This is a genomic window from Spiroplasma endosymbiont of Clivina fossor (assembly GCF_964031115.1).
In the GTDB taxonomy this organism is placed as follows: Bacteria; Bacillota_I; Bacilli_A; order Mycoplasmatales; family Nriv7; genus Nriv7.
On sequence record NZ_OZ035006.1, the window covers coordinates 1,192,731 to 1,217,524 of the forward strand.

Sequence of the window (24,794 nt, forward strand, 5' to 3'; positions counted from 1 at the left end):
GTAATTTTACATAAAAGCCTTTTAAAATTATCAAGTTGATGATTTTTTTTTTATTTTATCAAGAGTTTTTTTTAATTTTGTCGAAAACTCTTGATATTTATTGAATATACTTAATTTTAGGTATATTTTTAATATGATAGAGGTGGATAATAATTATGGAAAAAATAATTCAAGAACTAGTAAATACTTTAACAGATGATCAATTTTTAGAATTTTATGAAAAAGTCAAACAACAAGCAGAATTAATAAAAAAACAAAAACGTTTAAATGAAATTGATCAAAAATTTAGAGCGCAAGGTATTAAATGCCCTAAATGTGAATCTTACCATTGCGTTAAAAATGGACATAATTCAGAAGGAAAACAAAAATATTTATGTAAAAATTGCCGTGCAAGTTTTGACGCTTTTCGTAATCATTTTATTTATTGAAGTCATTTAAATTATGAACAATGAAATTTATTGATTCAAATTTCATTGCTGGGGCAATCTAGTAAAACAATTTCTCGTTTTATTAAAACTACATTAAAAACTGCTTGATATAATCGTCAAAAATTAATGAAATCAAAACAATTAGAAAATACCCAATTAAAATTTAAAAAATTATCTGGTAAAATCCAAATCGATGAAACATTTATTAAAGAAATCCATAAAGGAAATTTCAAATATAAAACTGATCCACGAAGAATTCACCTTGACCCATTCGCAACTAATACTAAATGCTGTATTCAAATGGCAATTGATAATAATAACAATATTTATGTTAAATCCACAAACACCAAACGTTTACAAAAACAATGAGTTATTGAAAATATGAACAAAGAATTAATTAACGAAAATTCAATTATTACTTCTGATATGCAAAAATTATATTTTTTAGTAGCAAAACAAACAAATTCTACTTTATGTGTAACTAAAACAACAATTAATCCTGAAGCTAGTTATCGTAACTTAAATAAAATCAGTAAATTACAATCTAGTCTTAAAGAAGCCTTAATTCATTATCATGGTTTAGGTTTTACTAATATTCAAAATTATTTAAATCTCTGAAAATGAAAATACCAACATAAGGGTTTAACTCCAAACCAACAAACAGCGGTATTATATTTTAATGTATAAAAAAGTTAAAGTAAAAATAGTAATTTTACATAAAAGCCTTTTAAAATTATCAAGTTGATGATTTTTTTTATTTTATCAAGAGTTTTCGACAAAATTAAAAGAGTTTTCGACAAAATTAAAAAAATAAACTATTATAATTACGGTGAAACCGTTCAATCTTTCCGTTGCTCTGAGGAGAACGGATTGGTGTGGTTTCATGGATAATTCCATTTTTTGAAAGAAAGGTTGTAAAAGGTCTTTCTTTTACTTTGTATGCTTTTTTATTACTTCAATTAGTAGTAGTGAATTCCGGAGCATTATCAGTGCGAAGGCGTTTAATTGTTATGCCAAGTTCGCCAAAATCTTTCATTGCTCTTTGCATGGCATTAATGGCATTATTGGTTCCTAAACTATCATACACATATCCAAAAGCAATTCTTGTTATTTCGTCAATGAAATCATAAACATATAATCTATGCTTAGCAATAGGAAAATTTTTATCAGTAAACACTTTAGCATCCATTTGCAGTAGTCCAATATCTGAAACTTCATAACGCTTAAAATGGCGTTTTGCTTTTTTCATTTGCGTTTTTATTTCTCCATAGCGTTTGTCTTGTTTAATTCAACGATAAAAAGTATTAATTGATTTGGGGACATTATTTGTATCGATATCATGCACATTTTTTTGATGAATATTATGATAAAGCGATAATACACCGCCCGCACCTACAAATTTGTAATCAAAGTAATAATCACAAATTTGTTTTCTGGTTTCTAATGAAAATTGATATTTAATATTTTTTGGTGTTGTTGATTTGAATTGCAATTCATAAAAGTTGTCTTGATAATAACCATTAATAATTTTTTTAGCTCAAATATAAAATGTCATTTTACTACCACGAAAATATTTTTTAATCAATTTATTTACAGATATGTTATCTGTATTATTCATATATAAGTTGGTACATAAATTGAGATATTTACTTACTCATTTTTTTACTTTATGATAATATTTTTCATGATAAATCGTAGTCATTCAAGATTGTAATTTAGCTTTTAAATCTGCTAAATCATTTTTAGGCACAATATACTTCATTTTGTACTATAGCACAGACATATGTTAGTTTCAAGAGGTTTTTAAAAGTTTATTTAGAAAATTGAATGGTGTATCTTTTATTGTTCAATGATTTCTTTGGAAGGTTATAGGGACTGTACAATTAACTGTGTCTCTAAGTAATTAACTTAAATTCACTCTGTCTTCAAATTTTATCATTAAATGTGAAATTGCACTACCCCAATTTTGAATTGGCATCGTTCATTTCTTAACCATATTTTGAAATGCTAAATAAAATATTTTAAAAACTGATGCGTCATTAGGAAAAATCTTTTTATTCTTAATGACTTTTCTTAATTGACTATTAACAGATTCAATCGCATTAGTTGTGTAAATAATTCTTCTAAATTCCTGAGGATATTCAAGAAAAATTATTAAATTATTTCAGTTATTTTTTCATGATTTAGTAATTTGTGGATACTTTTTATTTCATTTTTCTGAAAAATGATCTAAAGCAATTAACGCTATTTCTTCATTAATTGCTGTATAAATTGATTTTAAATCATTAGCTACAAGTTTGCGATCTTTGTAAGGAACAAATTTTAAACTATTACGAATTTGATGAACAATGCATAATTGATGCTGTGTTTTTGGGAAAACAGCTTCTATTGCATCAAACATCCCAGTTAAATTATCACTACAAGCAACAAGAATATCTTGTAACCCACGATTTTTCATTTCCGTAAGATTATTAAGTCAAAATTTGGCTCCCTCATTCTCACTAATTCACATTCCTAAAATATCTTTTAAACCATCTAAATTAATTCCTAAGGCAAGATAAACTGCTTTATTTATTATTCGTTTATCTTGCTTTACTTTAACAACAATACAATCAAAATAAACAATCGGATAAATCTTCTCTAAAGGTTTAGTTTGTCACATTTTAACTTCTTCAATAACATCATCAGTTATTTGACTAATTAAACTTTCTGAAATTTCTGCTCCGTGATAGAATTCTTGCAATTGTGCTTTGATATCAGAAATTGTCATTCCTCTTGCATATATAAGAAATTACTTTTTGATCAAAGTTATCAAATCTTCTTTGTCTTTTCGGAATAATTACTGGTTCAAAAGTACTATTTCGATCTCTTGGTACATCAATTGCGATTGAACCATTTTTAGTAATAATGGTTTTTTGTGTGTTGCCATTTCTTTTATTATGATTCTCATCAGTTTCAAGATAATCTTTAATTTCCGTATTTAACATTCGTTCAGTTAATTTTTTGGTAAATTCCTGAAAAATAGTATTGCCTTTAAATAAATCTTGTGGATTATCAATATTTTCTAAAAAATAATCAACAACTTTATCAATTGCATCAGGTTCTTTTTTTATTTTTTTTTTTGTCATTTTCTGTTCTCCTTCGTTTAAGTATAATTCAGAATGAATTATCGAGACACAGAATTTTGGACAGGCTCTTAAAAACAAGCCCAACAAGTTTAAATTTCTTGTGATAAAATAAGAATAATATTTACACCAGTAATTTTAATTAATTACTGGTTTTTATTTTGACAAAATAAAAAGGATAAAAAATGAAAAAAGTTGAACTGCCCAAATGAACGATGTCAATTCAAAATCGAGGTAGTGCAATTTCACATTTAATGATAAAATTTGAGGACAAAGTGAATTTAAGTTAATTACTTAGAGACACAGTTAATTTTGTACGAGCCCCCTTTCGTATTTTAATTTGTTTCTGATTGTGCATTAAATTCTATCATTTTTCACCAGTTTCATGTTACGCCAGCAAAAGTATCTTTTTGATACTCAAATTTTATTTTAATATTTTTTATTTTAATATTTTGTTTTTGTTCTTTTTCAATTTCTGTTCATTTTGTATTTATTTGTAATTCGTTAAGTTTTTTAATAATATTAACTTGATTTTGATTTATATAACTTTGAATTCGTCCTTTATTGTTCCATAATTCTTCTATAGGATTTATGGGTTTTATTCCTGATTGCTTCTCTATATCATTTAATAAAAATTGTAATTCTGTTTTTCACGCCGATGCAGGTTTATAAGGAGTTTCATTTTTTCATATTGTAAATTCTGCTTTTGTTAAGTTAATTTCAGACACTTGATTACTTTTTTTACTGTCTGAGAGCGTTGGTTTATTTATTTTTTTAGAGCACGCAGTTACGGGCAATATTGTTAATCCTAAAATAGCCATTATACTTAAAATTTTCATTTTTTAACTCCTTTATTTTTTTCAATATATATATATATATATATATTAGACTTCTTGCAAAATTAATTTAAAATATAATTGAATTGTTGTTTTTAATAAAAAGGTGGAATTTAAATGAAATTTAAAAAAAATAATCAAATAAGTGATAAAAATTTTTTAAGATTAACTGGTATTAAACATACTACTTTTAATAAAATGCTAGAAATTTTAAAAATAGAAGAATTAAAAAAGAGATTTCGTCGCGGAAGAACCAATAAATTATCATTAGAAAATCGTATTTTAATGACTTTAGAATATTGAAGAGAATATAGAACTTATTTTCATATTGCAAAAAGTTATGATATTAGTGAAAGTAGTTGTTATAGAAATATCAAATGAATTGAAGACACTTTAATAAAACACCCTAATTTTCAACAACTTACTGGTCAAAAATCACTATTAAAAGATTATTTCAAAGATAAGACTGTTATAATTGATGTAACTGAAAGCCAAATCCAACGCCCAAAAAAAGACAAAAACAGCACTACTCAGGAAAAAAGAAAAAACACACAATAAAAACACAAGTTATAATTGAAAAAGATAGTAAAAAAATTATTAGTTCTGATTTTTCTTATGGTAAAAACCATGACTTTAAAATTTTAAAAGATTCAAAAATTAAATTTTTACCAGAAACAACTGTTTTAGTGGATTTAGGTTATCAAGGCATACAAAAAATTAATCATAATGTTTTAATTCCTAAAAGAAAATCAAAGAAAAACCCTTTAAATAAAGAAGAAAAGCAAAATAATGAGCGAATTTCAAAAATGAGAATTGTTATTGAAAATGTTTTTGCTATACTTAAAAAATTTAAAATTATTAGTGAAAAATATCGAAATCGTAGAAAAAGATTTGCTTTAAGATTTAATTTAATAGCTTCAATTTATAATTTACAACTATTAGTTTAAATATATTTGATAATTTAAAATTTCAGTCTTTTTTTATTGTAAATAATAATTTTTATTATGTTTTAATGACAAAATATTTGTAAAAATAATCTAAAAATTATTTTAATAACACTTTTATATTTATTTTAAATTTAAAAATTATAATTATCATATTAATTTTGCAAGAAGTCTATTATATAAAAATTCTTAATATCATTAGAAAGATGGCAAAACCGATTAAAAATTGAAAGGTATAGTAAAAAGCTGGTACCGTTTTAAAAATTGGAAAAATAGCAGTTGAAAAGTTAACTGTTGCTTTTGCAATAATTGCTAACGGTCGCAAAATCGTGATGATTTGTGAGGCGGTGAGTATTCAGTTTATCATTTTGATACCAGCATTCTGAATGGCACATCCAATATCATTAAAAGTTGGTATTCATCGTCCGGAATATTTGCAATTTGCCGGCGGAATTAAATCGTCTCATTCACTGTTATTTAAACCATCAGGGATAAAGGCTGTTGAATTTAAGACATTAAAGTCATAAATTTTAAAATTGTAGTTAGAGATATTACCTTTGTGATAAAGCGGAAAAGTTAAGGTAAAAATATTAATACCATAACGAATATCAATATCGGTATTGAGATAATTAATACTGTTAGCGGTTTTGTTGGTTGGCAAGGTAATCAGTTTATTATCATAAGATTTAAGGACATTAAAATCAATTTGATAAATACTATTGGTGTTGTTAATAGCATTGTAATTATCTTGGTGCATTTTTTTGTCAAAAGTAAAGAAATAACTTCTTAGTAATAATTCTGAGTTTCCTATAATATTTACTAAGTATTTTTTGGGATAAAAGGTAATTAATGAACGATAAAAGAAACCGATTTGAATAAAGTAATCCTTCTTATAGTTTTCTATACCCTTAAAATCAATTTCAGTATGAGTTTTTTCGTCCATATCAAAAGTCGCATAAAATAAACTAGCAAAGAAATTGCCGAGAATTTCATAGATTTCATCAAAAACATTTTTGTAATCGCTGTCGTTAATACTAGGAATGTTATTTTTAAAATATAAGTAAATATCATTTTTTAAATCGGGGTCATAGCGCAAAAAACTAAATCTAACATTGAGGTAATTTAAGGTACCAAAAAGATACTTAATTAGGTAATAATCGTTAGTACTTTTGGTATCATATTTTCAGATTTCGGTTTCACCGTGTAGTAATTGCAAATAGTTATTACCTGCGATTAAGGTTTTATTAAAAGCTTTAATTTTTAAAATATTCTTATTAATTTCATCTTCACTACTAGAAGTCTTATGATAAAAATAGCTTTCATTTTTAAAGCCGTGGTTTTTAATTGTGAATTCTTTATAGTAACCTTTTTCTAAGGTGTCAATAAAATTAAATACTGGTGTTCAATAAAGATAAGAGTAATTAAATTTGTCAAAATCACCACGATGAATCATTAAATAGTCAAGGTTCTCAATGACATCGTTATAGTTGTGGTTGCCATCAAAGTTAGTGGTTGTTTCTGGTAAATCAATATCAGTCGTAGGTTTGGCTTTCAATTGTGCATCAAGTTCTAGAATTTTTCACCAGTTTCATTTTACACCGGCAAAAGTATTTTTTTGATACTCAAATTTTATTTTAATATTTTTTATTTTAATATTTTGTTTTTGTTCTTTTTCAACTTCTGTTCATTTTGTATTTATTTGTAATTCGTTAAGTTTTTTAATAATATTAACTTGATTTTGATTTATATAACTTTGAATTCGTCCTTTATTGTTCCATAATTCTTCTATAGGATTTATGGGTTTTATTCCTGATTGCTTCTCTATATCATTTAATAAAAATTGTAATTCTGTTTTTCACGCCGATGCAGGTTTATAAGGAGTTTCATTTTTTCATATTGTAAATTCTGCTTTTGTTAAGTTAATTTCAGACACTTGATTGTTTTGTCTTTTGTTTCTAATTAGTGATTGTGTTGTTATTTCGTCATTGTTAATGTTTTGGAGAATGGCAAAAATGTTATTGAAACCAATAATTAACACGGTAAATATTTTCATAAACATTTTTATCACTCCTCTTTAAAATATTTTATTTTTCATTGTTCTTTTTTCTTTAATTTTTTTAATAAGCCACTCAATGCTACAATTTATAATTACCGCTATTGTAATGCATATATCTAAATATCCTAGTATCATAAGTGAAATTAATGCTTCAAATTTTTCATATAATAATTTCAAATCATTAATTTCCAATTTTAAAAATGGAATGAAAAAGATAGTAATCATAAAAATGTAAGGTAAGATTCTCCATCAATATTTTTTTAAAGAATTAATGAGCTTGTTTGATTTCATTTTTCAAGGCTCTTTTTGCTTTGATTTTTTGAATAATCAAGCGGATTAATTTTTCAAATTTAATTGCAAAATATATTGCGCCGCCTCATCAAAAAACAAATATTCCTGCTAGCATAATACCACTATTGAACTTGCCAAAGAATTCAACCATCTGTTTATTCATAAAATCATTAAATTGGTTACTTGTTCCAGTTATTCATTTAGTATCCATTGCTGTTAATGCACAAATTAATAAACTTATAAAGATGAAAATGATACTTAATACTATTTTTAACCACTGCTTTTTAAAAGAATTTTTAATTCTTAATCTTAATGGTGTTTTTTCTTTTGAATTATCTTTTTTAAATAATTTTCCTAAAAGTTTTTTCATTTTAATTCTCCTTTCGTGTTTAAAAATTTTTAATTTTTGGTTTTTAATTATTAAGTCTGATTTTTGATTAATATGAATAGTATTTCACTTTTCTAATTCTAAAATTTCTTTATTTTTTTCCATTATTATGTATTTAAGAATATTAACACTATTTTCTAATATGACATTAGCAATTTTTAATTTGTCATTCTCTGTTTCTAATTCTTGTTTTTTAGTTCATTTTTCCATTTTTTTACCTACCTTTAATTACAATAAATAAGGCAATAAGTACACAAGTTACACCAAGAATCGTAAAAATTGGGTGTTGCGAAAATGTTCGTGCCATTGGTTTAAATAGTTCTAAAATTGTTAAATTGCTAGTAATAAACTTTTGGAAATTGGCAAGCCCTTCGCTAATATAATTCGTTAAAGTTTCAAAATGACTACCAGCCAATAATCCAAGAACAGTTATTAAGATAAAAATAATAATTAGTTTAAACATTTTTAGTTACCTTGTTTTGTTTTTATTGGTTTTATTTGTTTTTTTAGCTTTTCCTCACGCACTTAAACGCCCCTTATTTTTAACCGCATATTGGCGTTGTTTTTCTAAATTAACTTGTTGACTACCAAATCCGAGAATAATTGCCATAAGAAATTCTACAGCCAGCGTTAAGAATAAAGGAAATATTAGTTGAATATTCGTTCCCGGCACTTCAAGACTTCAAATTAAATCAAAAACTTTATAAAGCATTTGGGCGAGAAAGTCGGCCATTTTTGCGAGATTTTCCATTTTTTATTATTCCTTTTCTTTCATTTTTCTTAAAAATTTGCTAAATTTATCCATTTTTAAATATTCCAAGTCTTCTAAATCAATTGCTGTGTCATTATAGTATTTGTCTTCATAGTCAGGATTCACTTTTGCATTTAAGTAATCTCTTAAAAACGCTAGGTAAAAAGAATTGTAAGTGTTTAATATCGGTAAAGGAATTTTTAGTTTAAAAAAATAAATATCAAGTTCAGGAATATCGCGATATTTAATGCGACGACCCTTTTTACTATTTTTAGCATCAATTAAGGTGTTTCGTCAGCGTTCATATTCTTCAATGCTCGTAAACGTACCATAGATGACTTTTAAGTAGGGGCGAAAAATATTAACGGGTTTTTTACGAATGCCCACAATCACATTATTGGCAATATCACGAACTTTAACTCAAATATGTTTATCTCTTTGACCACTAGCGAGAACAATATGACCAAAATGGCGTGCCAGAGCGAAATATTCTTGAATACCGGTTTCTTCGTTTTTGGTATTATTTTTTTCCCAATCCGTTCCTTCTAAAAATAAGTTCGTTTCATCTCATAACAGTAAGGTTTTGTCTGGTAATACCGGATAATCAAAGTCTAACAATCCCATATGTCCTAAACTTAATTTTTGGGTTTCTAGTAATGGAAAGGTTGATGCGATGTGATATTTCTTCTTTTTTAATAATTTTGATGCGTATACTAGAAAAGCAGTTTTTCCAGTTCCTAATGAACCAATAACAATATTTAATGGTGAGTTTTTTAAGAAATTAATAACTTTGTTAATTTGTGTTAAATTACCGATTTTAAAAAGGAAAATTAAAATACAACCCGCTAAAAATAAATAGCTTACAATGTTTTTAAAATAACCGTTGTAAATGTATCAAATTGCTCCCCAATGTCATAAAATTAAAAATGAGGTGCGATTCAATTCAATAAAATGGTTATTTTTTTCTATTACTCATTTGCAAAATTTCATCTTGCACCTCACTTTATTTTTTTCTTATCGTACTGCCCCAAGTAATTTTTCAAACATTTTAAAGCAAATAAAGAATATTGCCAAAATAAATGGAAAAATGAAGATTCAGTAGTCAGTAAAGAAGTTACCGACTTGTGGCATATTAACAGCAATAATATCTCACATTTTAGTAAACGCTGTCATAATTGCATTTCATAATTTAGCCATCGCATCACTAGCTGTTATTTTTTCTGCTGTTGCTGGTGCATCGGCCAAGAAAGTTCCAATCATATAATAGACTTCTTGCAAAATTAATATGATAATTATAATTTTTAAATTTAAAATAAATATAAAAGTGTTATTAAAATAATTTTTAGATTATTTTTACAAATATTTTGTCATTAAAACATAATAAAAATTATTATTTACAATAAAAAAAGACTGAAATTTTAAATTATCAAATATATTTAAACTAATAGTTGTAAATTATAAATTGAAGCTATTAAATTAAATCTTAAAGCAAATCTTTTTCTACGATTTCGATATTTTTCACTAATAATTTTAAATTTTTTAAGTATAGCAAAAACATTTTCAATAACAATTCTCATTTTTGAAATTCGCTCATTATTTTGCTTTTCTTCTTTATTTAAAGGGTTTTTCTTTGATTTTCTTTTAGGAATTAAAACATTATGATTAATTTTTTGTATGCCTTGATAACCTAAATCCACTAAAACAGTTGTTTCTGGTAAAAATTTAATTTTTGAATCTTTTAAAATTTTAAAGTCATGGTTTTTACCATAAGAAAAATCAGAACTAATAATTTTTTTACTATCTTTTTCAATTATAACTTGTGTTTTTATTGTGTGTTTTTTCTTTTTTCCTGAGTAGTGCTGTTTTTGTCTTTTTTTGGGCGTTGGATTTGGCTTTCAGTTACATCAATTATAACAGTCTTATCTTTGAAATAATCTTTTAATAGTGATTTTTGACCAGTAAGTTGTTGAAAATTAGGGTGTTTTATTAAAGTGTCTTCAATTCATTTGATATTTCTATAACAACTACTTTCACTAATATCATAACTTTTTGCAATATGAAAATAAGTTCTATATTCTCTTCAATATTCTAAAGTCATTAAAATACGATTTTCTAATGATAATTTATTGGTTCTTCCGCGACGAAATCTCTTTTTTAATTCTTCTATTTTTAAAATTTCTAGCATTTTATTAAAAGTAGTATGTTTAATACCAGTTAATCTTAAAAAATTTTTATCACTTATTTGATTATTTTTTTTAAATTTCATTTAAATTCCACCTTTTTATTAAAAACAACAATTCAATTATATTTTAAATTAATTTTGCAAGAAGTCTAATCACCTCCTTTCTCTTTAAAACATTCATCATTTATATTCAAAGTTTTTCTTAAATTTGTTAAAACCACGATTAACCTTAACACTATTGTATTTTTTCCTAATTAATTTTGAATTTCTTTGGGAATGCATCACAATGTAACTTCTTGACATTACTTTTGCCTCTATCTAAATACTGATATTGTTTTTCAAAGTAACATTAGAATAAATCACACCATAATCGCTGTTAGGAGTCAAAAAGCAATGTTTGCTATTAAAAGCCAAAGTGGTGTTTCGGTTAAATCAATTTCTTTACCACCAGTAATGTGAGCCGGAATAGTTGTAATTTGAATAAATAAATCTCAGAAAGTTTGTTTAATTTGCTCTCAATTAAATTCTTTTAAATTTACCGTCATTTTTTATTTCCCAAAAATCATTTTTATTGGTAAATACATAATTGAAATTAATGCGAAAAGAAAAGTAATGATAATAATTAATCCGGCAATAAACGCAACTTGTGCAGGCATTTTTTCTATCGGAATAAACAGTTTTAAAAATTCCATAATAATTTCTCAAAACATTATTTTTTATCCGCGTTATTTTCTTTTGAATTAGGAGCTTTAACTCATTCTTCAAAGCGAGCAATAAATACTTTTTCGTCTTTCGTGAAATTACCAGCATTATTTTTAATGGCATTTTTATATTTAATTCGCATTTTTATTTTGGCATAAATTTTATAAGCAAAATATGCCAATAACATTATGCAAATAATAGTAAATATTATTCCAATCGCAATATTCATTTTTAAACTCCTTTAAAATAGTTATAATTTGTATCTTTTTTATTGTTTTCTTTTTCGGCAATGAAAAAACCTAATAATTCTTGTCCCTTAATTAATTTGGTTTCTTTTTCTTTTTGATTAATCGAAATTACTTGATATTTACTATCTTTTATTATTCCAATGCAAATTGAATTTTCATATTTTCCTTTATAAACAAATCGCTTTGGAAACCAAATGCCGATTTGTTCATTAAATCATGGAATTTTTGGTGCTTTAATAAGCATTGCGTTTTGTGTTTCTTTTAAAAGATATTTCTTAGTATTTAAGAAAATGTTTTCAATGTTTTTCATAATAAATTACCTTTCTTATGAATAAACTAAGTTATATTAACTAAGTTTTAGTTAACTTAGTTTTTTAAACACTTATATATCGCAGATTTAAGTGTTTAACAAGCTTTGTTAGTAAATTTTGTTTTTTTAATTAGATAAAGATTTTAATAATTTTAAACTTAGTATATCCCTATATAGAAATTTCTACACTTTAATGTCCGCATCCTACCCTTGGAACTAATTTAATAGCGTGTATATTTTTAGGAAATCCACCCATTCATTTTTTTATTGCAAAACGAAACAAATTGCTATAGCTAATAGGATGTTATCTATTAACTGGTAAACTTCTTTTGGTTATGGCGACCACCCACAATTTATCGTGCTTTAATACATACCAACATTATTAACTCACTTGTATTTAATTTTCAAAGAACAAATTTTTAACATCTTATAAAATAAAAAGACAATCATTGCTGACTGTCTTAATACTTATTCAAATCTTTTCCCACCTAACAAAACTTTATGCGTCCAGAAAAACAAAAATATTTATGTAAAAATTGCCGTGCAAGTTTTGACGCTTTTCGTAATCATTTTATTTATTGAAGTCATTTAAATTATGAACAATGAAATTTATTGATTCAAATTTCATTGCTGGGGCAATCTAGTAAAACAATTTCTCGTTTTATTAAAACTACATTAAAAACTGCTTGATATAATCGTCAAAAATTAATGAAATCAAAACAATTAGAAAATACCCAATTAAAATTTAAAAAATTATCTGGTAAAATCCAAATCGATGAAACATTTATTAAAGAAATCCATAAAGGAAATTTCAAATATAAAACTGATCCACGAAGAATTCACCTTGACCCATTCGCAACTAATACTAAATGCTGTATTCAAATGGCAATTGATAATAATAACAATATTTATGTTAAATCCACAAACACCAAACGTTTACAAAAACAATGAGTTATTGAAAATATGAACAAAGAATTAATTAACGAAAATTCAATTATTACTTCTGATATGCAAAAATTATATTTTTTAGTAGCAAAACAAACAAATTCTACTTTATGTGTAACTAAAACAACAATTAATCCTGAAGCTAGTTATCGTAACTTAAATAAAATCAGTAAATTACAATCTAGTCTTAAAGAAGCCTTAATTCATTATCATGGTTTAGGTTTTACTAATATTCAAAATTATTTAAATCTCTGAAAATGAAAATACCAACATAAGGGTTTAACTCCAAACCAACAAACAGCGGTATTATATTTTAATGTATAAAAAAGTTAAAGTAAAAATAGTAATTTTACATAAAAGCCTTTTAAAATTATCAAGTTGATGATTTTTTTTATTTTATCAAGAGTTTTCGACAAAATTAAAATAATTGTCATAAAACATATATGATAGATTATGATATAATTTATAAGGTAATTATTAAAATTTATAAAAGTAGAGGTTTAATATGTGAGTAAACAAAATATTTTATTAATCTTTGAGATTATTCTTTTAATTATTGGTTTTGCAATGATTGTTATTGGACTATTACAGCCAAAGAAAACGCAAGCAGGATTAGGAGCATTAAGTGGTGGTAATCAAGAGCTTTTTGCACAAACTAAAGAGCGAGGACTTTCACGAACTTTGTCATTAATGATGTTAGGTTGTGGATCTTGTTTATTTGTTCTTTCAATGATTATTAGAATTTTAGAAAATTTTTTATAATTTTTATTTAAACTATTAGTTTTTGAAAGTGCTAATAGTTTAATGACTGATGGAGAGTATATGAAGCAAAAAATTTTAAATATTTTAAAAAATGAAAAACGAACCCTTTCAAAGTTAGAAATTAGTAATTATCTTGAAATTACTAATAAAGAACAATATGAATTAATGGTGTTGGAACTTAAGGAATTAATAATTAATGATGTTTTAAAAGTTAATAGTGATAATAAATATTCCTTAAATTTACAAAATCAATTACTTACTGGTATTATTCAACTGCATTCTAAGGGTTTTGGTTTTATTAAAACTAAGGATAATCAAGAGTATTTTGTTAAATCACAAGACTTAAATGGCTGTTTAGATATGGATGAAGTTTTATTTGCTACTAAAAATATTAAGCAAAATGATGCCCGACACTTTGAGGCTCGAGTAATTGAAGTATTAAAAAGGCTTTTAACGACTGTTGTTGCTACTGTTTGTTTTAATGAAGCAAATAAAACAAAATTTTTAAAAATTAATAATATTAAATTGCAACATTTAGTTCTTGTAGTTACTAATTTAAATATTGCAATTGTTGATACGATTGTTATTGCTAAAATAGTGTCTGTTAGTAAAAATCAATTGGTATCATTAGAAATTCAGGATATTATTGGTAATATTAATACCCCGGGAATTGATGTCATCGCTGTTGTTCACGAGTTTTTTGTTAAGACAAAATTTGATGATGCGACATTAAATGAAGTAAAAAAAATTTCTCCGTTGGTAATGGCTGAAGAATTAATTGGTCGGAGAGATTTACAAAATAATTTATTTATTACTATTGATGGTAGTGATGCTAAAGATTTAGATGATGCTATTAGTGTTGTTAAGTTGGATAATGGAAATTATAAATTATTTGTTGCGATTGCTGATGTGGCACAGTATGTTACTGAGAATAGTGCTTTAGATAAAGAAGCTTTTATTCGTGGGACTTCTGTTTATTTAGTTGATCGTGTTATTGCGATGTTACCACCACAATTATCAAATGGTATTTGTTCTTTAAATGAAAATGAGATGCGGTTAACGATAGTTTGTGAAATGGAAATTAATTCTGTTGGTGGAACTATTAGTAATGAAATATATCCAGCAGTTATTAAAACTAAGCGAAGAATGTCGTATGATGAAGTAAATTTAGCTTTTAGTAATCAAAATTCAGATTTTATTAAAACTCATCCTGAAATTTATCAAATGCTTTTAATTGGTCGTGATTTACATCATATTTTAAGAAAATATAAAGAGCAAGCTGGGGTTATTGATTTTAATTTAAATGAAGCTAAATTAATTTTTAATCAAAATGGCAAAATTAGTGATATTACTTTGAGAAATCGGGCAACAGCAGAAATGTTAATTGAAGATTTTATGATTCGTGCTAATGAAACTGTTGCTAGCACTATTTATTGAATGAATTTGCCATTTATTTATCGCATTCATGATAAACCAAAAATTAAAAAATTAAGAGAAGTGTATAATGTATTAAAAATAATGGGTTATAACATTAAGGGTAAAGTTGAGAATGTTTATGCTAAAGATTTACAATTAACTTTGGAAAATATTAAAGATAAACCTTGATTTCAAGTTGTTGCTACTTTGTTTTTACGAAGTATGGAAAAAGCGCGTTATGATATTAATAATATTGGGCATTTTGGTTTAGCAAGTGACTGTTATACTCATTTTACATCACCAATTCGTCGTTATCCAGATTTAGTTGTTCATCGGATGCTAAGAAAATATCTTTTTGAAAAACAAATTAATAATGTTATTGTTGATAAGTATACAGCGGTTTTACAAAATCAAGCTGAACAGTCTAGTATTTCTGAGTTGAAAGCATTAGAATGTGAAAGAGCAGTAGAACAAATGAAAAAAGCTGAGTATATGGAAACACAAATTGGAAAAAGATTTTTGGGAATTGTTAGTTCAGTTACTAATTTTGGGATTTTTGTAGAATTAGAAAATACTATTGAAGGATTGGTTCGTGTTAGTGATATGCGAAATGATTATTATAACTATAATGAAAAAACAATGCGCTTAGTTGGTGAAAGAACAAGAAAAGAATATTATCTTGGACAAATTGTTAATATTGAGGTTAAGCACGCTAGTAAGTTAGAAAGAAAAATTGATTTTATCCTTAAAGATCCTAAAAATGGTAATGGTAGGGTTAAACAATGAAAATAATTGCTTCAAATCGTAAAGCACGATTTAATTATGAATTAATAGATAGTTATGAAGCTGGCATTGAATTACAAGGTTCTGAGGTTAAATCTTTAAGGGAATCTAATGTATCATTACAAGAAAGTTATGTTTTGATTAGAAATCAAGAAGCCCTAATTTTAAATTTACATATTAGTACTTATGCTTATGCATCAAGTGCTAAACCGGATCCTAATCGTTCAAGAAAGTTATTATTGCATAAAAAACAGATTTTAAAGTTGGAAGCGAAAATGAAATTGCAAAATTTACAATTAGTTCCTACTAAAATATATTTTAATAGTAAGGGTTTAGTTAAAATTGAAATTGCGTTAGCAAAAGCTAAGAAACTTTATGATAAAAGAGAGACTATTAAAAAACGCGATATGGAACGAAAAATTCAAAAGATTTCATAAATTTGATATAATATACTTATGGGGGTGCACTGGATTCGACAGAAATAACAAACAATTAACTGCAGTGGTGTGGTAAACCTTATCTACTTCGAGGTGTTATAACCGGAAATAAAAAAGAACATCAAGCTATTCCAACATATATGTTAAATCATAACTTTGTTGGGGCAACATTAGTTGCTTAATTCAACCTTTTAAAGGATATAATAAATAGCACATTATTTTAGTTATCTAGGCTAGTTTAATGTTGATACTTGATAAACTAGATATTGTGATGTTAATAAGCAATGTTGAAATTCTATTAACTAGTTAGAGATATTACTTGTTTATTCATATTTTTCTTTAATGAACTTTTCTTGAATAAAATAAACTGTAGATGTTAATTGGGACTTATTTTTGGACGTGGGTTCAATTCCCACCATCTCCACCATAAATGTAAATATAAATAAAAAGTAAACTTATTGTTTACTTTTTATTTTATTGTTAAATAACAAGGACGCATAAAGTTTTGTTAGGTGGGAAAAGATTTGAATAAGTATTAAGACAGTCAGCAATGATTGTCTTTTTATTTTATAAGATGTTAAAAATTTGTTCTTTGAAAATTAAATACAAGTGAATTAATAATGTTGGTATGTATTAAAGCACGATAAATTGTGGGTGGTCGCCATAACCAAAAGAAGTTTACCAGTTAATAGATAACATCCTATTAACTATAGCAATTTGTTTCGTTTTGCAATAAAAAAATGAATGGGTGGATTTCCTAAAAATATACACGCTATTAAATTAGTTCCAAGGGTAGGATGCGGATGTTAAAGTGTAAAAATTTCTATATAGGGGTATGCTAAGTTTAAAATTATTAAAATCTTTATCTAATTAAAAAACAAAATTCAGTAACAAAGTTTGTTAAACACTTAAATCTGCGATATATAAGTGTTTAAAAAACTAAGTTAACTAACAACTTAGTTAATATAACTTAGTTTATTTATAAGAGAGGTAATTTATTATGAAAAACATTGAAAACATTTTCTTAAATACTAAGAAATATCTCTTAAAAGAAACACAAAACGCAATGCTTATTAAAGCCCCAAAAATTCCGTGATTTAGTGAACAAATCGGTATTTGGTTTCCAAAGCGATTTGTTTATAAAGGAAAATATGAAAATTCAATTTGCATCGGAATAATAAAAGATAGTAAATATCAAGTAATTTCAATTAATCAACAAGAGCAAGAAACCAAGTTAATTAAAGGCCAAGAATTATTAGGCTTCTTCATTGCCGAAAAAGAAAACAACAAAAAAGATATAAATTATAACTATTTTAAAGGAGTTTAAAAATGAATATTGCGATTGGAATAATATTTATTATCATTTGCATAATGCTATTGGCATATTTTGCTTATAAAATTTATGCCAAAATAAAAATGCGAATTAAATATAAAAATGCCATTAAAAGTAATACTGGTAATTTTACAAAAGACGAAAAAGTATTTATTGCTCGCTTTGAAGAATGAGTTAAAGCTCCTAATTCAAAAAACAATAACGCGGATAAAAAATAATGTTTTGAAAAATTATCATGGAATTCTTAGAACTGTTTGTTCCGATAGAAAAAATGCCTGCACAAGTTGCGTTTATTGCCGGATTAATTATTATCATTACTTTTCTTTTCGCCTTAATTTCAATTATGTATTTACCAATAAAAATGATTTTTGGGAGATAAAAAATGACAATAAACTTAAAAGAATTTAATTGAGAACAAATTAAACAAACTTTCTGAGATTTATTTATTCAAATTACAACTATTCCAGCTCATATTACTGGTGGTAAAGAAATTAATTTAACTGAAGAGCCACTTTGACTTTTAATAGCAAACATTGCTTTTTGATTCTTGACAGCAGTTATGGTGTGATTTATTCTAATGCTACTTTGAAAAACCATATCAGTATTTAGATAGAAGCAAAAGTAATGTCGCGAAGCTAAATTGTGATGCATTCACAAAGAAATTCAAAATTAATTAGGAAAAAACACAATCGTGTTAAGGTTAATCGTGGTTTTAACAAATTTAAGAAAAACTTTGAATATAAATGATGAATGTTTTAAAAAGAAAGGGGGTGATTATATGTTTGGAATTTTCTTGGCCGATGCACCAGCAACAGTAGAAAAAATAACAGCTAGTGACGCGATGACTAAATTGTGAAATGCAATTATAACAGCGTTTACTAAAATGTGAGAAATTATTGCTGTTAATATGCCACAAGTCGGTAACTTCTTTGCTGACTACTGAATATTCATTTTTCCATTTATTTTGGCAATATTCTTTATTTGCTTTAAAATGTTTGAAAAATTACTTGGAGCTGTACGCTAACAAAAAAATAAAGTGAGGTGCAAGATGAAATTTTGCAAATGAATAATAGAAAAAAATAACCATTTTATTGAATTAAATCGCACCTCATTTTTAATTTTATGACATTGCGGAGCAATTTGATATATTTACAACGGTTATTTTAAAAACATTGTGAGCTATTTATTTTTAGCGGGTTGTATTTTAATTTTCCTTTTTAAAATTGGTAATTTAACACAAATTAACAAAGTTATTAATTTCTTAAAAAATTCACCATTAAATATTGTGATAGGTTCATTGGGAACTGGAAAAACCGCTTTTCTAGTATACGCATCAAAATTACTAAAAAAGAAGAAATATCACATCGCCTCAACCTTTCCATTACTAGAAACTCAAAAATTAAGTTTAGGACATATGGGATTATTAGACTTTGATTATCCGGTATTGCCAGACAAAACCTTACTTTTGTGAGATGAAACCAATTTATTTTTAGAAGGAACTGATTGAGAAAAAAATAATACCAAAAATGAAGAAACCGGTATTCAAGAATATTTCGCTCTGGCACGGCATTTCGGTCATATTGTGCTTGCTAGCGGTCAAAGAGATAAACATATTTGAGTTAAAGTTCGTGATATTGCCAATAATGTGATTGTGGGCATTCGTAAAAAACCCGTTAATATTTTTCGACCCTACTTAAAAGTCATCTATGGCACCTTTACTAGCATTGAAGAATATGAACGCTGACGAAACACCTTAATTGATGCTAAAAATAGTAAAAAGGGTCGTCGCATTAAATACCGGGATATTCCTGAACTTGATATTTATTTTTTTAAACTAAAAATTCCCCTACCAATACTTAATACTTACAATTCTTTTTACCTAGCATTTTTAAGAGATTACTTAAATTCAAAAGTAAATCCTGATTATGAAGATAAATACTATACTGATACGGCAATTGATTTAGAAGACTTAGAATACTTAAAAATGGATAAATTTAGCAAATTTTTAAGAAAAATGAAAGAAAAGGAACAATAAAAAATGGAAAATCTCGCAAAAATGGCCGACTTTCTTGCCCAAATGCTTTATAAAGTTTTTGATTTAATTTGAAGTCTTGAAGTGCCGGGAACAAAAATTCAACTAATATTTCCCTTATTCTTAACGCTTGCTGTAGAATTTCTTATGGCAATTATTCTTGGTTTTGGCAGTCAACAAGTTAATTTAGAAAAGCAACGCCAATATGCCGTTAAAAATAGTGGTCGTTTAAGTGCGTGAGGAAAAGTTAAAAAACAAATAAAACCAATAAATCCAAATAAAATTAATTGAAAACAAAGAAATAAAAAAATAAAACAAGGTAACTAACGATGTTTAAACTAATTATTATTTTTATCTTAATAACTGTTCTTGGATTATTAGCTGGTAGTCATTTTGAAACTTTAACGAACTATATTAGCGAAGGCCTTGCCAATTTTAAAAAGTTTATTACTAGCAATTTAACAATTTTAGAACTGTTTAAACCAATGGCACGAACATTTTCACAACATCCAATCTTTACCATTCTTGGCGTTACTTGTGTACTTATTGCCTTATTTATTGTGATTAAAGGACGATAAAAAATATGAAAGAAGAATTAAAATGAAAAAACTTTTAGTAAAATTATTTAAAAAAGATAATTCAAAAGAAAAAGCGCTGTTAAAATTAAGAATTAAAAATTCTTTTAAAAAGCAATGGTTAAAAATAGCATTAAGTATCATTTTCATCTTTATAAGCTTATTAATTTGTGCATTAACAGCAATCGATACTAAATGAATAACCGGAACAAGTAACGAATTTAATAATTTTATGAATAGACTTCTTGCAAAATTAATATGATAATTATAATTTTTAAATTTAAAATAAATATAAAAGTGTTATTAAAATAATTTTTAGATTATTTTTACAAATATTTTGTCATTAAAACATAATAAAAATTATTATTTACAATAAAAAAAGACTGAAATTTTAAATTATCAAATATATTTAAACTAATAGTTGTAAATTATAAATTGAAGCTATTAAATTAAATCTTAAAGCAAATCTTTTTCTACGATTTCGATATTTTTCACTAATAATTTTAAATTTTTTAAGTATAGCAAAAACATTTTCAATAACAATTCTCATTTTTGAAATTCGCTCATTATTTTGCTTTTCTTCTTTATTTAAAGGGTTTTTCTTTGATTTTCTTTTAGGAATTAAAACATTATGATTAATTTTTTGTATGCCTTGATAACCTAAATCCACTAAAACAGTTGTTTCTGGTAAAAATTTAATTTTTGAATCTTTTAAAATTTTAAAGTCATGGTTTTTACCATAAGAAAAATCAGAACTAATAATTTTTTTACTATCTTTTTCAATTATAACTTGTGTTTTTATTGTGTGTTTTTTCTTTTTTCCTGAGTAGTGCTGTTTTTGTCTTTTTTTGGGCGTTGGATTTGGCTTTCAGTTACATCAATTATAACAGTCTTATCTTTGAAATAATCTTTTAATAGTGATTTTTGACCAGTAAGTTGTTGAAAATTAGGGTGTTTTATTAAAGTGTCTTCAATTCATTTGATATTTCTATAACAACTACTTTCACTAATATCATAACTTTTTGCAATATGAAAATAAGTTCTATATTCTCTTCAATATTCTAAAGTCATTAAAATACGATTTTCTAATGATAATTTATTGGTTCTTCCGCGACGAAATCTCTTTTTTAATTCTTCTATTTTTAAAATTTCTAGCATTTTATTAAAAGTAGTATGTTTAATACCAGTTAATCTTAAAAAATTTTTATCACTTATTTGATTATTTTTTTTTAAATTTCATTTAAATTCCACCTTTTTATTAAAAACAACAATTCAATTATATTTTAAATTAATTTTGCAAGAAGTCTAATGAAGAGATGGTTAAATTCTTTGGAAAGTTCAATAGTGGTATTATGCTGGCAGGAATATTTGTTTTTTGATGAGGCGGAGCAATATATTTTGCAATTAAATTTGAAAAATTAATCCGCTTTATTGTTCAGAAAATTAGAGCAAAAAGAGTCTTGAAAAATGAAATCAAACAAACTCATTAATTCTTTAAAAAAATATTGATGAATAATACTTAATTACATTATATTCATATCTTTAAGTATAGTTTTATTGTTACATACAGATATTGAAAATTTGCAACAATTTATTAAAAATTTTGGAGCAATTGGTAAGTTAATGATTATAGGTTATTCATTAGTGTGAGTAACCACAACAGAAATAGTAAACTGCTTAATTCGTTTTATATTAAAAAAGATTAAAACTAAAAGAATAATGAAAAATAAAATATTTTAAAAAGGAGTGATAAAAATGTTTATGAAAATATTTACCGTGCTAATTATTAGTTTCAATAACATTTTTACCATTTCCCAAAACATTAACAATGCCAAAACAACAACACAATCACTAATTAGAAGTAAAAGGCAAAATAATGAATCATACGAATTAAACTTAAAAAAATCAAAATTAACACTTAAATCATCAAAAAATGACAACAGCAAGTGAAATCAAAAATGAGAAATAAAAGTTAATGTAGAAAATGAATTTATGCCCAAAAACTTGCCTCCGCGAATGAAACTTAATGATTGAGAATTTTATGTTGATAAAAATGACAAGATTACACTACCAATATTAAAATCATTAGAATATGATTTAAATTGAGAAAAAAACAGTGAACCAAGATATTGAGAAAATAAAGATTTATTATCATATCAAAATAAAAAATTAAAAAACATAAAAATGAAAGTACAAGAATGAGATAAAAATGAAAGATATGCCAAATGAAAAATATTAGAATTTGACGCACAATCAGAAATTAAACCCTCGACTGATATTGATTTACCAGAAAAAACCACCAAATTTGATGGCAACCATAACTATAACGATGTTGTTGATAATCTTGATTACTTAATGATTCACCGTGGTGATTTTGATAAATTTAATTACTCGTATCTCTATTGAACGCCCGTATTTAATTTCATTGACACCCTAGAAAAAGGTTATTACAAAGAATTTACGATTAAAAATCACGGCTTTAAAGACGAGAGCTATTTTTATCATAAAACTTCTAGTGATAAAAATGTAGTAAATGAGAATGTTTTGAAAATTAAGGCATTTAACAAAACTCTAATTGCTGGAAATAAGTATTTACAATTGCTACACGGTGAAAATGAAATCTGAAAATATGGCACTACGAATTCTAACGATTATTACCTAATTAAATATCTTTTTGGTACCCTAAATTACCTCAATGTTAGATTTAGTTTTCTACGCTATGACCCCGATTTAAAAAATGATATTTACCTTTATTTTAAAAACAACATTCCTAGTATCAACAATAGCGATTACAAAAATGTTTTTAACGAAATCTATGAAATTCTTGGCAATTTCTTTGCTAGTTTATTTTATGCGACTTTTGATATGGACGAAAAAACTCATACCGAAATTGATTTTAAGGGTGTAGAAAACTATAAGAAGGATTACTTTATTCAAATCGGTTTCTTTTATCGTTCATTAATTACCTTTTATCCCAAAAAATACTTAGTAAATATTATAGGAAACTCAGAATTATTACTAAGAAGTTATTTCTTTACTTTTGACAAAAAAATGCACCAAGATAATTACAATGCTATTAACAACACCAATAGTATTTATCAAATTGATTTTAATGTCCTTAAATCTTATGATAATAAACTCATTGCCTTGCCAACCAACAAAACCGCTAACAGTATTAATTATCTAAATACCGATATTGATATTCGTTATGGTATTAACATTTTTACCTTAACTTTTCCACTTTATCACAAAGGGAATATCTCCAACTACAATTTTAAAATTTATGACTTTAATGTATTAAATTCAACAGCCTTTATCCCTGATGGCTCAAATAACAGTGAATGAGACGATTTAATTCCACCAGCAAATTGCAAATATTCTGGACGATGAATACCAACCTTTAATGATATTGGTTGTGCCATTCAAAATGCTAGTATCAAAATGATAAACTGAATACTCACAGCTTCACAAATCATCACGATTTTGCGACCGTTAGCAATTATTGCAAAAGCAACAGTTAACTTTTCAACCGCCATTTTTCCAGTTTTTAAAACGGTACCAGCTTTTTACTATACCTTTCAATTTTTAATCGGTTTTGCCATTTTTCTAATGATATTAAGAATTTTTGTATAATTATATATATATATATATATATACTTGAAAAAACAAAATGAAGGAGTTAAATTTATGAAAATTTTAAATATAATAGCTCTTTTGGGGATGACAACATTGCCAATAGTTGGGTGTTCTAAAAAAGAAAATAAACCAATATTACAAATTAAGAATGAGTCATACGAATTAAACTTAAAAAAATCAAAATTAACACTTAAATCATCAAAAGATGACAACAGCAAGTGAAATCAAAAATGAGAAATAAAAGTTAATGTAGAAAATGAATTTATGCCCAAAAACTTGCCTCCGCGAATGAAACTTAATGATTGAGAATTTTATGTTGATAAAAATGACAAGATTACACTACCAATATTAAAATCATTAGAATATGATTTAAATTGAGAAAAAAACAGTGAACCAAGATATTGAGAAAATAAAGATTTTTTATCATATCAAAATAAAAAATTAAAAAACATAAAAATGAAAATACAAGAATGAGATAAAAATGAAAGATATGCCAAATGAAAAATATTAGAATTTAAAACTGAATTTAAAAATAATTAAACTGTTAAAATCGCTACCCCAAAATGTAGCTTTATATGACGATACTGCTCTTAAACAATTTTTTCATTTTTTCT

The 24,794-nt window shown here is 25.5% G+C and carries 34 protein-coding genes, 1 other RNA gene and 1 pseudogene; 19 read left to right on the plus strand and 17 right to left on the minus strand.

All coding sequences use genetic code 4. The annotated features are described in order from the left end of the window. Window positions 1–155: 155 nt before the first annotated feature. Window positions 156–1,115 (plus strand): IS1/IS1595 family N-terminal zinc-binding domain-containing protein, encoded by a 960-nt coding sequence (locus tag AAHM82_RS07110; protein WP_342263352.1) that lies wholly within the window; start codon window positions 156–158, stop codon window positions 1,113–1,115. Window positions 1,116–1,230: 115 nt separating this feature from the next. Here the strand turns inward: AAHM82_RS07110 and AAHM82_RS07115 are convergent, their stop codons facing one another. The 3 genes and pseudogenes from AAHM82_RS07115 to AAHM82_RS07125 form a co-directional block, all read right to left on the minus strand. Further along, window positions 1,231–2,190 (minus strand): DDE-type integrase/transposase/recombinase, encoded by a 960-nt coding sequence (locus AAHM82_RS07115; RefSeq protein ID WP_342263452.1) that lies wholly within the window; start codon window positions 2,188–2,190, stop codon window positions 1,231–1,233. A 141-nt stretch (window positions 2,191–2,331) separates the two neighbouring features. Further along, a pseudogene (locus tag AAHM82_RS07120) lies at window positions 2,332–3,556 on the minus strand (IS256 family transposase). A gap of 332 nt (window positions 3,557–3,888) precedes the next feature. Beyond that, complete coding sequence (locus tag AAHM82_RS07125; RefSeq protein ID WP_342263453.1) at window positions 3,889–4,392, minus strand: hypothetical protein; 504 nt, start codon at window positions 4,390–4,392, stop codon at window positions 3,889–3,891. Window positions 4,393–4,506: 114 nt separating this feature from the next. Here AAHM82_RS07125 and AAHM82_RS14020 point away from each other — a divergent pair, with 114 nt between their 5' ends. Together AAHM82_RS14020 and AAHM82_RS14025 are read left to right on the plus strand one after the other, a co-directional pair. After that, window positions 4,507–4,947, plus strand: a complete 441-nt coding sequence (locus AAHM82_RS14020) for a transposase family protein (RefSeq protein ID WP_342263396.1) — start codon at window positions 4,507–4,509, stop codon at window positions 4,945–4,947. Further along, a complete protein-coding gene (locus AAHM82_RS14025; protein WP_342264845.1) occupies window positions 4,944–5,336 on the plus strand; it encodes a transposase family protein in 393 nt (130 codons plus the stop codon). Before AAHM82_RS14020 ends, AAHM82_RS14025 begins: the two co-directional genes overlap by 4 nt. 172 nt (window positions 5,337–5,508) lie before the next feature. Here AAHM82_RS14025 and AAHM82_RS07135 read toward each other — a convergent pair whose 3' ends face one another. The 12 genes from AAHM82_RS07135 to AAHM82_RS07185 all read right to left on the minus strand — a co-directional run bounded on the left by AAHM82_RS07135 (window position 5,509) and on the right by AAHM82_RS07185 (window position 12,261). Further along, window positions 5,509–7,392 (minus strand): hypothetical protein, encoded by a 1,884-nt coding sequence (locus AAHM82_RS07135; RefSeq protein ID WP_342263454.1) that lies wholly within the window; start codon window positions 7,390–7,392, stop codon window positions 5,509–5,511. Between the two features lie 265 nt (window positions 7,393–7,657). Then, window positions 7,658–8,278 carry a hypothetical protein gene (locus AAHM82_RS07140; RefSeq protein ID WP_342263455.1) on the minus strand — a complete coding sequence of 207 codons (621 nt, stop codon included), beginning with the start codon at window positions 8,276–8,278 and terminating at the stop codon, window positions 7,658–7,660. 4 nt (window positions 8,279–8,282) lie between these two features. Further along, window positions 8,283–8,531, minus strand: a complete 249-nt coding sequence (locus AAHM82_RS07145) for a hypothetical protein (RefSeq protein ID WP_215826579.1) — start codon at window positions 8,529–8,531, stop codon at window positions 8,283–8,285. A 6-nt stretch (window positions 8,532–8,537) separates the two neighbouring features. Continuing rightward, a complete protein-coding gene (locus tag AAHM82_RS07150) occupies window positions 8,538–8,819 on the minus strand; it encodes a hypothetical protein (RefSeq protein WP_342263456.1) in 282 nt (93 codons plus the stop codon). Between the two features lie 6 nt (window positions 8,820–8,825). Beyond that, a complete protein-coding gene (locus tag AAHM82_RS07155) occupies window positions 8,826–9,809 on the minus strand; it encodes a hypothetical protein (RefSeq protein ID WP_342263457.1) in 984 nt (327 codons plus the stop codon). A 24-nt stretch (window positions 9,810–9,833) separates the two neighbouring features. Continuing rightward, the gene (locus tag AAHM82_RS07160) at window positions 9,834–10,097 is read right to left on the minus strand and encodes a hypothetical protein (RefSeq protein WP_342263458.1); all 264 of its coding nucleotides are present in this window, start codon (window positions 10,095–10,097) and stop codon (window positions 9,834–9,836) included. A 158-nt stretch (window positions 10,098–10,255) separates the two neighbouring features. Continuing rightward, a complete protein-coding gene (locus tag AAHM82_RS14030) occupies window positions 10,256–10,648 on the minus strand; it encodes a transposase family protein (RefSeq protein ID WP_342264845.1) in 393 nt (130 codons plus the stop codon). Next, window positions 10,645–11,085 (minus strand): transposase family protein, encoded by a 441-nt coding sequence (locus AAHM82_RS14035; protein ID WP_342263396.1) that lies wholly within the window; start codon window positions 11,083–11,085, stop codon window positions 10,645–10,647. The genes AAHM82_RS14030 and AAHM82_RS14035 overlap by 4 nt, the downstream gene beginning before the upstream one ends. Before the next feature lie 230 nt (window positions 11,086–11,315). Further along, window positions 11,316–11,546 carry a hypothetical protein gene (locus AAHM82_RS07170; RefSeq protein WP_339024861.1) on the minus strand — a complete coding sequence of 77 codons (231 nt, stop codon included), beginning with the start codon at window positions 11,544–11,546 and terminating at the stop codon, window positions 11,316–11,318. A 3-nt stretch (window positions 11,547–11,549) separates the two neighbouring features. Continuing rightward, window positions 11,550–11,693 carry a hypothetical protein gene (locus AAHM82_RS07175; protein WP_339025424.1) on the minus strand — a complete coding sequence of 48 codons (144 nt, stop codon included), beginning with the start codon at window positions 11,691–11,693 and terminating at the stop codon, window positions 11,550–11,552. Between the two features lie 17 nt (window positions 11,694–11,710). After that, window positions 11,711–11,932, minus strand: a complete 222-nt coding sequence (locus AAHM82_RS07180; RefSeq protein ID WP_339025425.1) for a hypothetical protein — start codon at window positions 11,930–11,932, stop codon at window positions 11,711–11,713. Window positions 11,933–11,934: 2 nt separating this feature from the next. Continuing rightward, window positions 11,935–12,261 (minus strand): hypothetical protein, encoded by a 327-nt coding sequence (locus AAHM82_RS07185; RefSeq protein WP_215826943.1) that lies wholly within the window; start codon window positions 12,259–12,261, stop codon window positions 11,935–11,937. A gap of 501 nt (window positions 12,262–12,762) precedes the next feature. Between AAHM82_RS07185 and AAHM82_RS07190 the strand changes: the two genes are divergently transcribed. The 13 genes from AAHM82_RS07190 to AAHM82_RS07250 all read left to right on the plus strand — a co-directional run bounded on the left by AAHM82_RS07190 (window position 12,763) and on the right by AAHM82_RS07250 (window position 20,809). Beyond that, window positions 12,763–13,530, plus strand: coding sequence for a transposase (locus tag AAHM82_RS07190; RefSeq protein WP_342263459.1), 768 nt, complete (start codon window positions 12,763–12,765; stop codon window positions 13,528–13,530). 183 nt (window positions 13,531–13,713) lie between these two features. Then, a complete protein-coding gene (gene secG, locus AAHM82_RS07195) occupies window positions 13,714–13,968 on the plus strand; it encodes a preprotein translocase subunit SecG (RefSeq protein WP_342263460.1) in 255 nt (84 codons plus the stop codon). 60 nt (window positions 13,969–14,028) lie between these two features. Beyond that, window positions 14,029–16,176, plus strand: coding sequence for a ribonuclease R (rnr, locus tag AAHM82_RS07200; RefSeq protein WP_342263461.1), 2,148 nt, complete (start codon window positions 14,029–14,031; stop codon window positions 16,174–16,176). Next, window positions 16,167–16,604: an SsrA-binding protein SmpB gene (gene smpB / locus AAHM82_RS07205; RefSeq protein WP_342263462.1), complete on the plus strand. Its 438-nt coding sequence runs from the start codon at window positions 16,167–16,169 to the stop codon at window positions 16,602–16,604. Before rnr ends, smpB begins: the two co-directional genes overlap by 10 nt. Before the next feature lie 20 nt (window positions 16,605–16,624). Next, window positions 16,625–17,031: a transfer-messenger RNA gene (gene ssrA / locus AAHM82_RS07210) on the plus strand. A gap of 573 nt (window positions 17,032–17,604) precedes the next feature. Then, window positions 17,605–17,931 (plus strand): hypothetical protein, encoded by a 327-nt coding sequence (locus AAHM82_RS07215; RefSeq protein ID WP_342263463.1) that lies wholly within the window; start codon window positions 17,605–17,607, stop codon window positions 17,929–17,931. A 2-nt stretch (window positions 17,932–17,933) separates the two neighbouring features. After that, complete coding sequence (locus tag AAHM82_RS07220; RefSeq protein ID WP_342263464.1) at window positions 17,934–18,155, plus strand: hypothetical protein; 222 nt, start codon at window positions 17,934–17,936, stop codon at window positions 18,153–18,155. 164 nt (window positions 18,156–18,319) lie between these two features. Next, window positions 18,320–18,550, plus strand: coding sequence for a hypothetical protein (locus AAHM82_RS07225; protein ID WP_342263465.1), 231 nt, complete (start codon window positions 18,320–18,322; stop codon window positions 18,548–18,550). Window positions 18,551–18,628: 78 nt separating this feature from the next. Further along, window positions 18,629–18,961 (plus strand): hypothetical protein, encoded by a 333-nt coding sequence (locus AAHM82_RS07230; protein WP_342263466.1) that lies wholly within the window; start codon window positions 18,629–18,631, stop codon window positions 18,959–18,961. A 24-nt stretch (window positions 18,962–18,985) separates the two neighbouring features. Continuing rightward, window positions 18,986–19,972 carry a hypothetical protein gene (locus AAHM82_RS07235; protein ID WP_342223784.1) on the plus strand — a complete coding sequence of 329 codons (987 nt, stop codon included), beginning with the start codon at window positions 18,986–18,988 and terminating at the stop codon, window positions 19,970–19,972. 3 nt (window positions 19,973–19,975) lie between these two features. Then, the gene (locus AAHM82_RS07240; protein WP_342263467.1) at window positions 19,976–20,296 is read left to right on the plus strand and encodes a hypothetical protein; all 321 of its coding nucleotides are present in this window, start codon (window positions 19,976–19,978) and stop codon (window positions 20,294–20,296) included. Between the two features lie 2 nt (window positions 20,297–20,298). Continuing rightward, window positions 20,299–20,547: a hypothetical protein gene (locus AAHM82_RS07245; protein WP_338968164.1), complete on the plus strand. Its 249-nt coding sequence runs from the start codon at window positions 20,299–20,301 to the stop codon at window positions 20,545–20,547. Between the two features lie 22 nt (window positions 20,548–20,569). Continuing rightward, the gene (locus tag AAHM82_RS07250) at window positions 20,570–20,809 is read left to right on the plus strand and encodes a hypothetical protein (RefSeq protein ID WP_342263468.1); all 240 of its coding nucleotides are present in this window, start codon (window positions 20,570–20,572) and stop codon (window positions 20,807–20,809) included. 144 nt (window positions 20,810–20,953) lie between these two features. Here the strand turns inward: AAHM82_RS07250 and AAHM82_RS14040 are convergent, their stop codons facing one another. Both AAHM82_RS14040 and AAHM82_RS14045 read right to left on the minus strand, forming a co-directional pair. Then, entirely contained in the window at window positions 20,954–21,346 is a 393-nt protein-coding gene (locus tag AAHM82_RS14040) for a transposase family protein (protein WP_342264845.1), read from the minus strand. Then, on the minus strand, window positions 21,343–21,795 hold the full coding sequence (locus AAHM82_RS14045; RefSeq protein WP_425288968.1) for a helix-turn-helix domain-containing protein: 453 nt from the start codon (window positions 21,793–21,795) through the stop codon (window positions 21,343–21,345). The genes AAHM82_RS14040 and AAHM82_RS14045 overlap by 4 nt, the downstream gene beginning before the upstream one ends. 65 nt (window positions 21,796–21,860) lie before the next feature. Between AAHM82_RS14045 and AAHM82_RS07260 the strand changes: the two genes are divergently transcribed. The 3 genes from AAHM82_RS07260 to AAHM82_RS07270 all read left to right on the plus strand — a co-directional run bounded on the left by AAHM82_RS07260 (window position 21,861) and on the right by AAHM82_RS07270 (window position 24,720). Next, window positions 21,861–22,034, plus strand: a complete 174-nt coding sequence (locus tag AAHM82_RS07260) for a hypothetical protein (protein WP_342263469.1) — start codon at window positions 21,861–21,863, stop codon at window positions 22,032–22,034. A 265-nt stretch (window positions 22,035–22,299) separates the two neighbouring features. Beyond that, window positions 22,300–24,177 carry a hypothetical protein gene (locus AAHM82_RS07265; RefSeq protein ID WP_342263470.1) on the plus strand — a complete coding sequence of 626 codons (1,878 nt, stop codon included), beginning with the start codon at window positions 22,300–22,302 and terminating at the stop codon, window positions 24,175–24,177. Window positions 24,178–24,231: 54 nt separating this feature from the next. Further along, a complete protein-coding gene (locus AAHM82_RS07270; RefSeq protein WP_342263349.1) occupies window positions 24,232–24,720 on the plus strand; it encodes a hypothetical protein in 489 nt (162 codons plus the stop codon). Window positions 24,721–24,794 lie beyond the last annotated feature (74 nt).